General features: G+C 69.0%; 11 protein-coding genes. 8 read left to right on the top strand and 3 right to left on the bottom strand.

The window, feature by feature from the left end:
- The first annotated feature begins 51 nt into the window (after positions 1-51).
- The 4 genes from ACO06I_RS02670 to ACO06I_RS02655 all read left to right on the top strand — a co-directional run bounded on the left by ACO06I_RS02670 (position 52) and on the right by ACO06I_RS02655 (position 6618).
- On the top strand, positions 52-882 hold the full coding sequence (locus tag ACO06I_RS02670; protein ID WP_421931081.1) for a 2-keto-4-pentenoate hydratase: 831 nt from the start codon (positions 52-54) through the stop codon (positions 880-882).
- 80 nt (positions 883-962) lie between these two features.
- Positions 963-2249, top strand: a complete 1287-nt coding sequence (locus tag ACO06I_RS02665) for an MFS transporter (RefSeq protein WP_421931080.1) — start codon at positions 963-965, stop codon at positions 2247-2249.
- Positions 2250-2430: 181 nt separating this feature from the next.
- Positions 2431-3687, top strand: coding sequence for a cytochrome P450 (locus tag ACO06I_RS02660; protein WP_421931079.1), 1257 nt, complete (start codon positions 2431-2433; stop codon positions 3685-3687).
- Positions 3688-4101: 414 nt separating this feature from the next.
- Entirely contained in the window at positions 4102-6618 is a 2517-nt protein-coding gene (locus ACO06I_RS02655) for a TonB-dependent receptor (RefSeq protein ID WP_421931078.1), read from the top strand.
- Positions 6619-6687: 69 nt separating this feature from the next.
- Here ACO06I_RS02655 and ACO06I_RS02650 read toward each other — a convergent pair whose 3' ends face one another.
- Both ACO06I_RS02650 and ACO06I_RS02645 read right to left on the bottom strand, forming a co-directional pair.
- A complete protein-coding gene (locus ACO06I_RS02650) occupies positions 6688-7416 on the bottom strand; it encodes a dienelactone hydrolase family protein (RefSeq protein ID WP_421931077.1) in 729 nt (242 codons plus the stop codon).
- Positions 7417-7425: 9 nt separating this feature from the next.
- On the bottom strand, positions 7426-8196 hold the full coding sequence (locus ACO06I_RS02645; RefSeq protein ID WP_421931076.1) for an SDR family NAD(P)-dependent oxidoreductase: 771 nt from the start codon (positions 8194-8196) through the stop codon (positions 7426-7428).
- Between the two features lie 120 nt (positions 8197-8316).
- Here ACO06I_RS02645 and ACO06I_RS02640 point away from each other — a divergent pair, with 120 nt between their 5' ends.
- The 3 genes from ACO06I_RS02640 to glcF are packed head-to-tail and all read left to right on the top strand — an operon-like array spanning position 8317 to position 12067.
- A complete protein-coding gene (locus ACO06I_RS02640; protein ID WP_421931075.1) occupies positions 8317-9816 on the top strand; it encodes an FAD-linked oxidase C-terminal domain-containing protein in 1500 nt (499 codons plus the stop codon).
- Positions 9794-10849 carry a glycolate oxidase subunit GlcE gene (gene glcE / locus ACO06I_RS02635; RefSeq protein WP_421931074.1) on the top strand — a complete coding sequence of 352 codons (1056 nt, stop codon included), beginning with the start codon at positions 9794-9796 and terminating at the stop codon, positions 10847-10849. Before ACO06I_RS02640 ends, glcE begins: the two co-directional genes overlap by 23 nt.
- Positions 10850-12067, top strand: a complete 1218-nt coding sequence (gene glcF, locus ACO06I_RS02630; RefSeq protein ID WP_421931073.1) for a glycolate oxidase subunit GlcF — start codon at positions 10850-10852, stop codon at positions 12065-12067.
- On the opposite strand, the gene ACO06I_RS02625 is transcribed toward glcF, so the two are convergent.
- On the bottom strand, positions 12054-14711 hold the full coding sequence (locus ACO06I_RS02625) for a P-loop NTPase fold protein (RefSeq protein WP_421931072.1): 2658 nt from the start codon (positions 14709-14711) through the stop codon (positions 12054-12056). The two genes, glcF and ACO06I_RS02625, sit on opposite strands and share 14 nt — an antisense overlap.
- A 209-nt stretch (positions 14712-14920) precedes the next feature.
- On the opposite strand from ACO06I_RS02625, the gene ACO06I_RS02620 reads away from it, so the two are divergent.
- Positions 14921-16132, top strand: coding sequence for an acyl-CoA dehydrogenase family protein (locus tag ACO06I_RS02620; RefSeq protein WP_421931071.1), 1212 nt, complete (start codon positions 14921-14923; stop codon positions 16130-16132).
- The last annotated feature ends 17 nt before the right edge of the window (positions 16133-16149 follow it).

Genomic DNA, 16149 nt, shown 5'->3' with positions numbered 1-16149 from the left:
CTAGAGACAACAGCGCCTTTTGCGGGCGAGTGGGGTGGGAGGCGATTTCGCGTGAGCGTTCCGGCGGCAGGCATGGCCGAGGGCTTCCCCACGGACGACGTGGCGGCGCGGTTCGTTCGCGCGCGGCGTTCGGCCACCGCCCTTCCCGATTTCCCCGGCCCCCTGCCCAGCGACCTGGCCACCAGCTACCGGGTGCAGGACGCCGCCATCGGCCTGTGGGACGACGAAGTCGTGGGCTGGAAGGTGGGGCGGGTGCCACCCGAGCATGAGCAACGCCTGAACAGCAACCGCATCTGCGGTCCGGTCTTCGGCCGCGCCGTCTGGCATGTGAAGCGCGGCGACCTGACGCCCTTCCCGGTATTCGTGGGCGGGTTCGCCGCGGTGGAGGCCGAATATGTGGCCCGCATCGCCGTCGACGCCCCGGCCGACAAGCTGACCTGGACCGCCGAGGAGGCCGCCGAGCTGATCGGCGCCATGCATATCGGCATGGAGCCGGCGGGCAGCCCCCTGGCCAGCATCAACATTCTGGGCCCCACCGCGGTGGTGGCCGATTTCGGCAACAACGCCGGCCTGATGATCGGCGCGGAGATCGCCGACTGGAAGAGCCGGCGGATCGAGGAGCTACGCTGCGAGACGCAGATCGAGGGCCAGGTGGTGGGCCAGGGCGGCGCCTTCGTCCTGCCCGGGGGTCCGATCGAGTCCATCCGCTTCCTGGCCGAGAACACCGCGCGCCGGGGTCGGCCGCTCAAGGCGGGGATGTATGTCTGCACGGGCGCGGCGGCCGGCATCCATGACATCGTGGCCGGCCAGACCGGCGCGGTGCGGTTCGACGGCTTCGGCGAGATCGCCTGCGCGGCCTATCCGGCCGAGCCCGCGACCTGAACGATCAAGCTCCCGCGCTCGGCGACGGCGCGGGGGATCAAAGATGTCGCCGAGGCGAAGAAACCAGAGGGCGCTTGGCCATGACGACCACCACCGAGTCCGGAGCCGCGCCGGCGGCCGGCAGGATGACCCGCCGCCGCTGGGTGGTCTGCGCCCTGCTCTTCACCGCCGTGGTGATCAACTATGTCGACCGCCAGATGCTGGGGGTGCTCAAGCCCTTCATGTCCAAGGAGATGGGCTGGAGCGAGACCGACTACGCCGACATCGTCTTCTATTTCCAGGCGGCCTACGCGGCCTCCTACCTGCTGTTCGGGGCCTTCGTGGACCGGGTGGGCGCCAAGATCGGCTACGCCACGGCCTTCATCATCTGGCAGGTGGCCCACATCGCCCATGCCGGCGCCACCAGCCTGCAGCAGTTCTTCCTGGTGCGGATGCTGCTGGGGATCGGCGAGGGCGGCAACTTCCCTGGCGGGGTGAAGGCGGTCACAGAATGGTTCCCCAAGAAGGAGCGGGCCTTCGCCACCGGCATCTTCAACGCCGGCTCCAACATCGGGGCGGTCATCACTCCCCTGCTCGCCCCCATGATCATGCTGGCCTACGGCTGGCGCGCGGCCTTCGTCATCACCGGGGTCATCGGCCTGCTGTGGATCATCGCCTGGGTGATCATGTACCGCGCGCCGGAGAAGGAGCCCAAGGTCAACGCCGCCGAGCTCGCCCACATCCGCTCCGATCCCGAGGACTCCGACCGGAAGGTCAGCTGGCTGAAGGTGGCCGGCAAGCGCGAGACCTGGGCCTACGCCATCGGCAAGTTCCTGATCGACCCGGTCTGGTGGATGCTGCTATTCTGGCTGCCCGACTACTTCAAGAAGACCTTCGAGCTGGACGTCACCACCTTCGGCCTCGTGCTGGCGGCGGTCTATCTGATCTCCGATGTCGGCAGCGTGTTCGGGGGCTGGATGTCCTCGCGGCTGATGAAGGCCGGGCGCAGTCTGAACGTCTCGCGCAAGCTCACCATGCTGCTCTGCGCCCTGGCCACCCTGCCCTACTTCTTCATCAACCAGATCCACGACCTGTGGACCGCCACCGCCGTGGTCGGGCTGGTGGCCGCCGCGCACCAGGCCTTCTCGGCCAACCTCTACACCCTGCCCGGCGACGTCTTCCCCAGGAGCGCGGTGGGCTCGGTCATCGGGATCGGCGGCATGCTGGGCGGGATCGGCGGCATGGTGATGGCCAAGTCGGTGGGCCAGGTGCTGGAGCACGCCGGGGGCTATGGCCCGATCTTCGCGGTCTGCGGCTGCATCTACCTGCTGGCCCTGCTGGTGGTGCACCTGCTGTCGCCGCGCCTGGCGCCCGCCAGGCTCGACTAGGCCGACCCCCTACCGAAATCCCGATGTCAGCGGGCGTGTGGCGACCCGTCGATCGCCCACGCCTTCGCCCCCACCGCGCAGGGCGCGGGCGGAAGCGCGCCGGCATGACGCGGCGGCGCCTTGTTAAGTTGACGCACGAGTCATTTTCGGCCAAAGCCTGATCGAAGACCGGAGGAACCACATGAGCGACGGATCGATCGATCTCAACAGCGATGCGCGGGCGAAGGCCTACGCCACCCCGCTTGAGCTGTTGGACCCGGCGCAGCCGGAGCTGTTCCGCAACGACGCCCACTGGCCGGTCTTCGAGCGCCTGCGCAAGGAAGATCCCGTCCACTACACCGCCGAACACGAGTTCGGCCCGTACTGGTCGGTGACCAAGTACAACGACATCATGGCCGTGGACACCAACCACGAGGTCTTCTCGTCCGAGGGCGGGATCACCATCGCCAACCAGACGGCCGGCGAAGGCCCCCTGCCGATGTTCATCGCCATGGACCCGCCCAAGCACGACGTGCAGCGCAAGACGGTCAGCCCGGTGGTGTCGCCGATGAACCTGGCGATCCTGGAGCCGCTGATCCGCGAGCGCGCCGCCAAGATCCTCGACTCCCTGCCGATCGGCGAGGAGTTCGACTGGGTCGACAAGGTGTCGATGGAACTGACCGCCATGACCCTGGCGACCTTGTTCGACATGCCCCAGGAAGACCGCCGCAAGCTGACCTACTGGTCCGACGTGGTCACCGCGGCGCCCGGCCAGGGCCTGATCGACACCATCGAGCAGAAGATGGAGATCTTCGTCGAGTACCACGCCTATTTCACCAAGCTGTGGAACGAGCGGGTCAACGCGCCGCCGAAGGGCGACCTGATCTCCATGCTGGCCCACGGCGAGGCCACCCGGAACATGGAGCCCCGCGAATACTTCGGGAACATCGTGCTGCTGACCGTCGGCGGCAACGACACCACCCGCAACACCATCTCGGGTTCGGTCCTGGCCCTGAACCAGAACCCCGACCAGTACAAGAAGCTGCGCGAGAACCCCGGTCTGATCCCCTCGATGGTCTCCGAGACCATCCGCTGGCAGACCCCGCTGGCCCACATGCGCCGCATCGCCACCCGCGACTTCGAACTGGGCGGCAAGACCATCAAGGCCGGCGACAAGGTCGTCATGTGGTACGTCTCGGGCAACCGCGACGACGAGGTGATCGCCAACCCCAACGCCTACATCATCGACCGCGAGCGTCCCCGCCAGCACCTGTCCTTCGGTTTCGGCATCCACCGCTGCGTGGGCAACCGCCTGGCCGAACTGCAGCTGAAGATCATCTGGGAAGAGATCCTGGCCCGCTTCCCCGACATTCAGGTCGTGGGCGAGCCGAAGCGCAGCTATTCGAGCTTCGTGAAGGGCTATGAGAGCATGAAGGTGGTCATTCCCAGCCGCTACTGAATATCCTGATTTTACTGACGGGTATGTACAATATTGACGCCGCTCTCCCCTCGGGAGGGCGGCGTTTTCATTTCAACGCTCTCACCTGACCAACACGCCAAAAGCATAGAATTTTGCACAGAGCATCGTTCGCATAACGATGTTCTACATACCTTAGTTAACTTTGGAGTCGACCTGGAATAACGTCGTTTTATTGACGTCTGCGTACAATAATATGCGGCGTTTTCTCCTGAAAGACGTCCCTTTCATTCCCCAACGTCAATGTCGTCGTTGTTTTTAAACAGAAAATGATCTCTATCCGAACGTCGTTCGACTCTTCAGTTTCACTGCGTTGCAGCCGAGAGCCGTACAAGAGCTCCGGTGGCGTTGGGAGGTACTAGGATGAGGAATTCTCTGCTTATTCGGAGCGCGCTGGTGGCAGGCGTCTCCGCCGTCGCACTGGCGTCCGCCGGTTCGGCCATGGCGCAAGCCGGCGCCCCTCCGGTCATGATCGAGGAACTGGTGGTCACCGCTGAAAAGCGTGAAGCCAGCCTGCAGGACGTGCCGGTGGCGATCACCGCCTACACCAGTGAAAAGCGCGACCTGCTGGGCGTCGCCACTGTCGAGGATCTGGCGCGCATGACGCCCAGCCTCAGCTACACCAACAATGACCGCCTCTCGATCCGCGGCTTTGGACGTCTGACCAACGCCATCGGCACCGACCCGTCAGTGGCGCTGTATTCGGACGGCGTGTTCTCCAACTCCATGGCCGACGCCTCGACCCCGTCGCTGTTCATCGAGCGGACCGAAGTCCTGCGCGGGCCCCAGGGCACCCTGTACGGCCGCAACTCCATCGGCGGCGCGCTGAACATCATCGGCAAGCGCCCGACCGAGGACTTCAACGGCGAAGTCCGCGCGACCCTTGGCAACTACGGCGTCTGGCGCACCGACGCCCTGGTGCGCGGCTCCATCGTCGACCACCTGCGCTTCCTGCTCGGCGGCTCGCTCGAGCGCCGTGAAGAAGGCTTCATCCACAACAACGGCCCGGCCGGCGACACCGGCGCGGTCAAGCGCTACATGCTGGAAGCCCAGGTCGAGGCCGACCTTGGCGAGAACATCGTGGCGCGCCTGCGCTATACGAAGTTCGACTGGGACGACAGCTACGGCGTCGGCAACGTCTTCGAGAGCACGATCTCGCCCTATGACACCACCGCCCTGGTGGGCCTGGGCAACCCGGCGCTCTACTACAACGCCACCCTGGGCTTCAGCGGCGTGAACCCGGCCATCGCCGACCCCTACAAGATCAACACCAACCGCACCAACTACGGCAAGCTGTCGGACCACAACCGCCTGCAGGCCGACGTGACCTGGGACCTCGGCGATCTGACCGTGAAGTACCTGGGCGGCTTCCAGGCCTATACCTACGACACCGGCGGCGACCAGGACGGCACCGCCCGCACGGGGAACTTCAACGTCCCGGCGGCGACCCCCTTCGGCGCCTACACCGCGGCGAACGTGTCCCCCGACCAGGCCTTCTTCTACCAGGAGCGCCAGAAGTGGTTCTCCAACGAAATCAACGTCTCCACCAACTGGGACGGCCCGCTGCAACTGATCGGCGGCATCTACCAGTACCACCAGACCTATGATCAGCCGCAGGGCCTGCGGGTGATCGGCGATCCGACCGTCCAGAACCCCATCAGCCTGGCCACCGGCGGCCTGGCCGCGCCGAACCCCGAGGGCAACTACCTGAAGGTCGACGGCCATCTGGAGGTGGACTCCTACGCCGCCTTCACCCAGTTCGACTGGGAGCTGAACGACACCTGGAAGATCACCGGCGGCCTGCGCTACACCAAGGACGAGAAAGAGGGCACCGACTTCGCCCGCTACGTCTCCCGTTCGCCCACCACCACCACAGTGCTGGCGCTCGGCGGCGTCCCCGGCGCGGTGGGCGGCAACCTGGCGGTGGACTTCACCACCTTCGTGGTCTGCGGCGGCCCGACGATCGCCACCTGCCTGGCCAACCCGATCTATTCCAACCTGACCCAGCTGCCCACCGGCGGCCTGCAGCGCAAGCTGTCGGGGTCGTGGGATGCGGTCACCGGCACGCTCGGCCTGCAATGGAAGCCCGATCCGGACACCAACGGCTACCTGCGCTACAGCCGCGGCTACAAGTCCGGCGGCTGGGTCGCCTCCAACGGCCTGTCCCCGCAGCCCTATGCGGACCCGGAATATGTCGACAGCTATGAGCTGGGCCTGAAGAAGACCTGGGGCGGCCGCCTGCAGATCAACAGCGCCCTGTTCTACAACGACTATCAGGGCTTCCAGACGCCGCTCACCGTGGTGCTGAACCCGTCCACGGGCTCCACCGGCACCCAGTTCCTGAACCTGGACGCCAAGGTCTGGGGCCTGGAGGTCGAAGGGCAATGGTCGCCCATCGACAACCTGGTCCTGTCGGCCAGCTACGCCTATCTGAATACCGAGATCCAGAAGGGCTGCTGCTTCGTCGACACCACTGACCCGAAGGCGCTGCAGCCGGGCGCCCGCCCGGTCGGCGCCCCGCTGGCCAGTGGCGCCCGCAACCAGACCCTGGTGGGCAACCAGCTCCCGCTGGCGCCTGAGAACAAGTTCAACCTGAACGCCAACTACACCTGGCAGTTCGACGCCGGCTCGCTCACCGCCGGCGCCAGCTACACCTATACCGACGACCAGCAGACGACGATCTTCGCCTCGCCGCTCTACACCGCCCCCTCCAACAGCCTGGCCGACGCCCGGTTGATCTGGAAGGACGGCGAGGACCGCTTCACCGTCATCGGGTTCGTCAAGAACCTGACCGACGAAGTGGCCTATCAGAGCTCGACTCCGACGGTCCCGTCGCCGCAGGTGGGCAACCGCCGCACGGTGAAGCTCAACTTCCCGCGCACCTACGGCGTGGAGTTCCAGTACCGCTTCTAAATCGCGGACCGGAAACGACAATTGGGGCGGCGCCGGAAACGGCGCCGCCCTTTTCCGTGGGCGAGCGACCTAGCCCAGGTTGCGCTTGAACAGGGCCAGCAGGCGTTCCCAGTGGCGTTCGGCGCTGGCCTTGTCGTAGGCGGCGCGCTGGGGGAAGGCGAAGCCGTGGTGGGCGCCGGGATAGATCTCCACCTCGCCGTTCACCTGGTTGGCGGTCACCGACTGGCTCAGCGACTCGACCATCTCCAAGGGCGCGTAGGGATCGTCCTCGGCGCAGGCGAAATAGACCTCCCCCTTGACCTTCTGGGCGGCCAGGTGGGGGCTGTCGTGCGCGTCAGTGACCAGGGACACGCCGTAGACCGAGGCCGCGGCCTTGATCTGGTCGGGGAAGTGGGCGGCGGCGTTGATGGCGTACTGGCCGCTCATGCAGTAGCCCACCGCGCCCATCGGGCCCTTGGCGGCCGCGGGATCACCGGCGACATGGGCCAGCAGGGCCTTGGTGTCGCTCATGATCAGCGGGATGTTGATGGAGGACATCAGGGCGAACATCGCCTTGCGGTCCTCCTCGGTGGCGAAGCCCCCGAGTTCCAGCACGCCGGAGCGGTAATAGAGGTTGGGCAGGACCACATAATAGCCGCTGGTGGCCAGGCGTCGGGCCATGTCGCGCAGTTCCTCGCGGATGGCCGGGGCGTCCATGTAGAAGAAGATCACCGGGTGCGGCCCGTCCCGTTCGGGATGGACGATGAAGGTGGTGGTCGCGCCGTCCGGCGTGGCGATGTCGATCGTCTGCTCGATCATGGCGGCGCCCTAGAAGTTCACGCGGGCGCTGATGGCGCCGTCCACCAGCATGTTGATCCCGGTGGTGAAGGACGACCGGGGGCTGGCCAGGAAGACGGTGGCGGCCGCCACCTCCTCCGGCGTGGCCATGCGGCCGGTGGGGTTGCGCTTGATCATCTGCTCGAAGAAGGCCGGCATGCCCGCCTTCACATTGCCCCAGACCCCGCCCTCGAAGAAGACCGTCCCCGGCGAGACGACGTTGCAACGGATGTGCTTGGCGGCGTTCTCCTTGGCCAGGCCCTTGGCGTAGTGGATCTGGGCGGCCTTCATGGCGCCGTAGGCCGAGGCGCTGGAGGCCTCGGCGGCGGAGACCGAGGAGGTGATGACCATGCAGGCGTCGCCCTTCTCGGCGGCGGCCTTCTCCAGGAAGGGCTTGGCCGCCTCCATGGCGTTGACCGCCCCCATCAGGTCGATGTCGAACATCGCCTTCCAGTCGGCCTCCTGGGCGCCCTGAACCAGGGCGCTGGCGTTGGAGACCAGGATGTCGATGCCCCCAAGAGTCTCGCCGGCCTGGGTGACGAAGGCCTTCAGGGCCGGGCCGTCGGCGATGTCCACCACCGCGCCCCAGGCCTCGACGCCCTTGGCCTGCAGGGCGGCCACGGTTTCGGCCACCTGGTCGGCGTTGCGGGCGCAGATGGCGACCTTGGCGCCCTCCTCGGCGAACAGATCGGCGATCGCCCGGCCGATGCCCCGCGTCGCGCCGGTGACCACCGCCGTCTTGCCCTTGAGTCCCAGATCCATGGCCGTCTCCCGTTTGGTTGGTTGCGACCTTTCTAGCGCGGGGCGCGCCGCCCGCGAGGTCTTTCTGGCCTCGGCGTTCCAAGTGATTGACGCCCCCTCGGCCCCGGACCAAGTAGGACCATGCTCGATCAGTTCGACGCCCGCCTCGACGCCGATTTCCCCGCCGTCGATCCCGCGCGCCTGATCGCCGCCCTGACGCCCCTGCTCCCGGCCGACGGCCTGAAGAGCACGGTGGAGGCCCTGCGGCCCTACGAGACCGACGGCCTGGCCGCCTACCGCTCCCTGCCCGCCGTCGTGGCCCTGCCGGAGACCACCGCCCAGGTGCAGGCGGTGCTGCGGGCCTGTTTCGAGCTGGGCGTCCCCGTTGTGGCCCGCGGCGCGGGCACGGGCCTGTCGGGGGGCGCCCTACCCTTCCCCGGCTGCGTCCTGTTGAGCCTGGCCAAGTTCAGCAAGATCCTGTCGATCGACCGCGAGGCGCGGACGGCGCGGGTGCAGCCCGGGGTGCGCAACCTGGCGATCTCCGAGGCGGTCGCCCAGCTGGGCCTGTTCTACGCGCCCGACCCCTCCTCGCAGATCGCCTGCAGCATAGGGGGCAATGTGGCGGAGAACGCCGGCGGCGTGCACTGCCTGAAATACGGCCTGACGGTGCATAACCTGCTGTCCCTGGAGATGGTGACCCTGGAGGGCGAGGTGCTGCGGCTGGGGTCGGACGCCTATGACGCCCCGGGGTTCGACCTGATGGCCCTGATGACGGGGTCCGAGGGCCTGCTGGGGGTGGTGACCGAGATCACCGTCAAGCTGACGCCCCTGCCCGAGACCACCCAGGTGCTGCTGGCGGCCTTCGACGACGTGGCCGTCGCCGCCCAGGCGGTGGCCGAGATCATCGCCGAGGGAATCATCCCCGCCGGTCTGGAGATGATGGACGGCCCGGCCCTGCGGGCGGCGGAGGACTTCGCCCTGGCGGGCTATCCCAAGGCGGCGGCGGCCATCCTGCTGTGCGAGCTGGACGGCGCCGCGCCGGACGTGGCCGAGGAGATCGCCCGGGTCTCGGCCCTGCTCACCGCCTGCGGCGCCGTCGAGGTGCGCCTGGCGCGGGACGAGGACGAGCGCCGCCGCTTCTGGGCCGGACGCAAGGGCGCCTTCCCGGCGGTGGGGCGGATCGCGCCGGACTATTACTGCATGGACGGCACCATTCCGCGCCGGTCCCTGCCCCATGTGCTGACCGAGATCACCCGGCTTTCGGAGGTCCATGGCCTGGCGGTGGCCAATGTCTTCCACGCCGGCGACGGCAACCTGCACCCCCTGATCCTCTACGACGCGGCCAAGGATGGCGACCAGGACGCCGCCGAGGCCCTGGGCGGGGCCATCCTGGAACTCTGCGTCGCCGTGGGCGGCACCATCACCGGCGAGCACGGGGTCGGCCGCGAGAAAATCAACCAGATGTGCGTGCAGTTCAGCCCCGCCGAGATCGCGGCCTTCCACGCCCTGAAGCGGGCCTTCGATCCCAGGGGCCTGCTCAATCCCGGCAAGGCCATCCCGACCCTGGCCCGCTGCGCCGAGTTCGGACAGATGCACGTCCACCACGGGGAACTGCCGTTTGCCCACCTCCCCCGGTTCTAGCGTCGATCTCACCGAGGCCCTGGCCGCGCGCGTACGCGCGGGCGATCCCCTGCGCCTGGAGGGCGGCGGTACGCGGGCCTTCTATGGCCGTCCGGTGGCGGGCGAGCCCCTGTCCCTGGCGGGTCATCGCGGCGTGGTGGACTACGATCCCAGCGAACTGGTGATCACCGCGCGGGCCGGCACGCCGCTGGCCGAGATCGAGGCCCTGCTGGCGGCCGAGAACCAGATGCTGGCCTTCGAGCCGCCGGTCTTCGGGGCGGCGGGCACCCTGGGCGGGGCGGTGGCCACAGGGTTGTCGGGCCCCCGACGGCCCTTCGTCGGTCCCTTGCGCGACTATGTGCTGGGGGCGCGGATCATGAACCCGCAGGGCGAGGTCCTGCGGTTCGGGGGCACGGTGTTCAAGAACGTCGCAGGCTTCGACGCCTTCCGGCTGATGGCCGGGTCGTTGGGCGCCTTCGGGCCGATCCTGGAGGTGTCCCTGCGGGTCGCGCCCCGGCCGCGCGCGGAACAGGCGCTGGTCTTCGAGATGGAGAGCCGGGCCGCCCAGACCTGGGTCACCGGCCTGATGGGCCGGCCCCTGCCGCTGTCGGGCGCCTTCCACGATGGGGCCCGCCTGCACCTGCGCCTCTCCGGCGGCGAGGCCGGGGTGGCGGCGATGCGGGCCGAGCTGGGGGGCGAGGCGGAACCGCTCTCCACCTGGGAGGCCATCCGCCACATGACCCATCAGGTCTTCCAGGCGCCGGTGCTCTGGCGGGTCTCGGTCCCGCCGACGGGCGCCGCCGAGGGCTTCGAGGGCACGGCCTGGGACTGGGCCGGGGGGCAGCGCTGGCTGACGGCCGAGACGGTCGATCCGGCGGTCTGGGCCCAGGCCGCGCGCCTCGGCGGCCACGCCACGCTGTTCCGAGGCCAAGCGCCAAATGGGGGAGTTTTCCAGCCGCTTCAGCCCGGCGTCTTCCAACTCCACAGGCGCGTGAAGGCGGCCCTGGACCCGGCGGGGGTGTTCAATCCCGGCGTCATGTATGAGGGGCTCTAGATGAAGACGGTCATCCAGGGTCCGCTGGCCGGGACCACCGGCGGGGACATCGCCGCCCACGCCCTGCGCGCCTGCGTCCACTGCGGCATGTGCAACGCCACCTGCCCCACCTATCAGATCACCGGCGACGAACTGGACGGGCCGCGCGGCCGCATCTACCTGCTGAAACAGGCCCTGGAGGGTCAGCCGGTCAGCGCCACGACCCTCAAGCACCTCGACCGCTGCCTGGGCTGCCGGGCCTGCGAGACCACCTGTCCCTCCGGGGTGCAATACCACCGGCTCTACGACATCGGTCGCGAGGCGGTGGTGGACCAGGTCGGCCGTCCCTGGCCCGAGCGGCTGGCGCGGGGCCTGATCCGCAGGGTCACCACCTCGCCGGCCCTGCTCGGCGCGGCGCTGGCCCTGGGCCGCGCGGTCCGCTTCGCCCTGCCCAAGGCCCTGGCCGCCAAGGTGACGCCGCGCGTGGCGCCCGGCGCTCGGCCGACCACCTCCCATGCGCGCCGGATGCTGATGCTGGCCGGCTGCGCCCAGTCGGCGGCCGCGCCGCACTTCAACGCCGTGACCGCCCGCATCTTCGACCGGGTGGGCGTCACCCTGGTGGAGGCCCCGCGCGCCGGCTGCTGCGGGGCGGTCAGCTTCCACCTCGACGCGCCGCACGAGGGCGCGGCGGCCGCGCGCCGCAACATCGACGCCTGGTGGCCGGAGATCGCGGCGGGCGCCGAGGCGGTGGTGGTCAATTCCAGCGGCTGCGCGGCCTTCATCAAGGACTATCCCGACGTCCTGCGGGACGACCCGGCCTATGCGGAGAAGGCCCGGGTGGTGGCCGGCCTGGTCCGCGATCCGATCCAGTTGCTGTCGGAGGCCAACCTGACGCCGCGGCGCGCGCCCGCCGATCCGCGCATCGCCGTCCACGAGCCCTGCACCCTGCAGCACGGCCTGCGCCTGACCGGCCAGATCGGAACCCTGCTGCGGGGCCTGGGCTACGCCCCCCAGCCGGTGGCCGACGCCCACATCTGCTGCGGCTCGGCCGGCGCCTATTCCCTGCTGCAGCCGGAGATGTCGGGCAGGCTGAAGGCCGCCAAAATGGCCAACCTCAACGCATCGCAGCCGGGCGCCATCTACACCGCCAATATCGGCTGCTGGATGCACCTGGCGCCCGACTCCACCGCCCCGGTCCGCCACTGGCTGGAGGCGGTGGACGAGGTCACGCGGCCGTAGGGGCGGTGTGCGAGGCCGGCACGCTGGTGTCGAAGCCCGGCTCCCAGATGATGCGGTTGAACTCGCGGACGGCTTCGACCTCCATGGCGGTCTCGGCGAAGGTCGCCGCGATGGCGCCCGGCGCCGCGGCGGCCGGCTGACGGTCCAGCAGGATCCGCAGGGAGCGGCTGTGGCGCATGCGGTGCAGGGTCAGCTTCAGGAGGGCGGCCTCGGCCTCGTCGGCGTCGCGCAGGAAGGCCTTGTCCGCCGCCGCGCGGGTCTTCTCCGGCCCGTAGGCGGCCACCAGCAGCTCGGGACGGCGGCCGATGGCCCGCCAGGTCTCGGGCCATTCGGTGGCCAGGGTCACCCACATGGCCAGTTGGCGCCAGCGGCGGGCGCGCCGGGCGCTCTCGGCGTCGTCGCCCTCGGTGAGCTGATAGTTGAAATAGATCCGTCCCACCGTCTCGTAGATGGCGAAGGCGTTCATGATCCGCTTGATCTGGCGGGGGTTGTTGGGAAGGCTCGCGGCCAGTTCGGACAGCACGCTGGAGACCTCGGCCTGGTAGCCGGCGTCGGCGCCGGCGGCGGCCACCAGCTTGCGGCTGGCCAGGGCGTCCAGCACCTCGCGGGCGATCCCACTCGCCTCCGCGCTCACCTTGGCGGCCTCGATCTCGGTCTCATGGCGGCTGACCGAGCGGGGCGCGGCCAGCGACTCGTCGAGGGTGGCGACGAAGGCGGTCAGGGCGGCGGCGTCGGGGACCACGGCGGCGGCGCGGCGGCCCTCCACATTGGCGCGGGTGTAGAGGTCGCGCATCTCCGGCTTCATGGCCGGGAGGCGGAAGGAGAGCTGGAAGACCTTCTCCACGAACCGCGCGCCCAACTTGGCCTCGGCGCCCACCGTGAGGCTGGAGAGCTTCTCGTGGCTGATCTCGTGGGAGGTCTCGATCCAGGCGCGATCCCCCAGCACCAGGACGAACAGGCGCGGCGAGCGGACGATGGTCTGCAGGCCCCGCAGCACCTCCACCACCCCCTGCGGATCGCAGCGGTCGAGGTCATCGACGATCAGCAGGACGGGGCGGCCGGCGGCCCGCAGCACCTTGTCGAACATCCGCCGGAAGCGGCCGACCGGATCACCCACCCCGATCTGCTTATGCTCGGGCGTGAAGTCGACGTCGGGGGCCAGGGACTGGCCGAGCACCGTGAACAGGGTGAGCATGGCCACGCCGCCGAAGCCCAGGGCGGTCAGTTGCGTCACCGTCTTGCCGAGCATGGCCGAGATCGCGGGGCTGCTGAGCGCCGCCCAGACCGCGAGGCCGAAGACCGCCACCAGCAGCAGCTGCACCCGGACCTTTGTGTTGAGCAGCTTGTAGCTCAGGCGCTCGGCGTGGACCGCGGCGTAGGTCGTCAGCTTGCGGGCCAACACCGGGATCTGGTCGATGCGATCGTCGTCGAAGACCCCGCGCCAGGCCGCGCCGATGTCCTGGCGCAGGGCCGCGGTGACCTGGTCGTAGACCGAGGTGAAGACCTGCCACCAGGGCGGCTGGGCGTACTGGTCGCGCCAGGCGTTGTGGCGGGCGACGATCCAGGGCTGGCGGGCCTCGGCATAGGTCTTCGGGTCGTCGCGGGCGTAGTCGGGCACGAAGACGCCGCTCAGGTCGGTGGCGGCCAGGGCCTCGCCGGTGAGGGTCGGCGCCAGGCTGCTGCGCAGGAAGTGGCCCTCGGTGAGCGGCTCGCCGCCGGGGTTGAGGGTGCGGGCCACGAAGTTGGCGAAGGTGGTCTTGCCCCCGCCCCAGGGGGCGTCGACGTGGACGATGAAGGTGTCCCGGTCCCAGGGCCGCGCGGCCTTGGCGGGCGCCGATCCCGGCGAGCAGTGGTTCATCTCGCACCAGATCATGTGCAGCCGGCGGGCGAGGAACAGGGCGAGCGGCCCCCGGTCGAGGCCGTCCTCGGTCTCGGCGGGCGCGTCGTCGACGAAGCGGATGCGGGCGTCGGTCTCCGGCGTCTTCGGCGCCGGTCGCGGCGGCGGCCGAGCCCCTTCCTTTCTGAGCAGCAGGGCGGTCACGGCGTCCGGGCGAATGTGGTCCAGTCGGGCCAGCGCCGCCTCGATACCCTCCCCCTCCGCCAGGGCGCTCTCCACCACCGCGGCGTCCAGGGGCAGCTTGAACGGCTCGTCGACCCGCCCAAGCGCCAGGTTGATGACGCCCATGGCCTCGGGGCGGAGTGGATGCACCGTGCCCTGGTGCGGGATCAGCTTCCCAGCCTGCTTCTCGATCATCGGGCGCGAGATGGGCTCGATGAAGGGCATGACCACCAGGATCGGCCACCAGCGGACATTGGCGTCGTCGACGAAGGTCATGTCGGGTCCGGCCGCCAGCACCCCGCTGGCCAACAGCCGCTCCCCCACCAGCATGATCACGCTGTCGCCGCGCTTCATCTCGCGGCTGTAGGGCGCGCCGCCGCCCCGCTCATAGGTCCCCCGGCCGTGCCACCAGAAGACGATCTTGCCGGCCTCCAGCTCGCGCACCCAGGGATCATCGATGTTGTCGGGGGTGGCGTAGAAGATCCAGACCGGCGTGGCCGGCGTCGTGCGCGACGGGCGTGGCGCCGCCTGCTTCCGCGCCCGCGTCCCGGGTGAGGCGGACGTAAGGGGTTCTGGAGCTTCCATCACCGACACCTTTCCTCGCGCAGGTCGCCACTGTGCCCCAGGCCTGGGCCGCCGCCAACTCATGCGCGCAACCGCCCGACACGCCCTTCCCGCGCGCATCCCGCCTCACCGCCGTTGACAGCCCGGCCCCGGCGGCGGTCTCATGCGTCGATAAGCCAGCGGGCCGCTCGACCGGCCCGCTGCCGCAAAAGACATTTAGGGATACGACCATGGCTGATTTCGGCGGCGCCGATCTGGACGCCTTCCGCACCCAGGCCCGGACCTGGCTGGCGGAGAACTTTCCCCCCTCCCTGAAGGATCGCGCGGACATCGCCGCGGCCGAGGCCCCCGTGCCGGTGGAGGGCGACTACAAGCTCTGGAAGGAGGCCATGGGCGCCAAGGGCTGGGGCGTTCCCACCTGGCCGCAGGCCTATGGCGGCGGCGGCCTTTCGGCGGCCGAGACCCGGGTGCTCCGGGAGGAGATGGCGGCCATCGGCGCCTGGAACCCCATCGGCGGCATGGGGGTGATGATGTTCGGCCCCACCCTGCTGGAATATGGCACCGAGGAGCAGAAACAGCGCCACATCCCGCCCATCGTCCGTGGCGAGCTGCGCTGGTGCCAGGGCTATTCGGAGCCGGGCTCGGGCTCCGACTTGGCGAGCCTGCAGACCAAGGCTGAGGACAAAGGTGAATATTTCCTCGTAAATGGTTCAAAAATTTGGACTTCTGGCGCTCAATACGCCGACTGGTGCTTCTGCCTGACCCGCACCGATCCCAGCAAGAAGCATGAGGGGATCAGCTTCCTGCTGATCGACATGAAGACGCCCGGCGTCGAGCCGCGGCCGATCCTGCTGATCTCCGGATCCTCGCCCTTCTGCGAGACCTTCTTCACCGACGTGAAGGTCCCCAAGGAGAACCTGGTGGGGCCGCTGAACGGCGGCTGGACGGTGGGCAAGCGGCTGCTCCAGCATGAGCGGAACGGCCTGTCCGGCGGCGGCGACGGCCGGCCGCGGCACGATCCGAAGATCCTCCGCGAGACCGCCAGGAAGTACCTGGGCGTCGACGAGACCGGCCGGCTGGCCGACCGCGACTTCCGCGCCCGGCTGGTGCAGCACGACATGGACGCGCGCGCCTATGCGCTCACCATCCAGCGGGTGGCGATGGAGGGCCGCAGCGCCAACGGGCCCAGCGCGGCCACCTCGATCATGAAGAACGCCAGCTCCAAGATCGGCACCGACCACTGCGAGCTGATGGTGGAGGCCATGGGCCAGCGCGGCCTGGGCTGGGGCGGGGAGGATTTCACCGCGGAGGAACGGGCCGCCCAGCGGGCCTATCTGCGTATCAAGTCCAGCACCATCGCCGGCGGCTCCTACGAGATCCAGAACAACATCATCTCCAAGCGGATCCTGGGCCTGCCCGACACCAACATCCACACCTACTAGGACGCGGACTTGCGGGC

The sequence above is a fragment of the Phenylobacterium sp. genome, assembly GCF_965229015.1.
In the GTDB taxonomy this organism is placed as follows: Bacteria; Pseudomonadota; Alphaproteobacteria; order Caulobacterales; family Caulobacteraceae; genus Phenylobacterium.
This window is presented reverse-complemented; position numbering and strand designations above follow the sequence as displayed.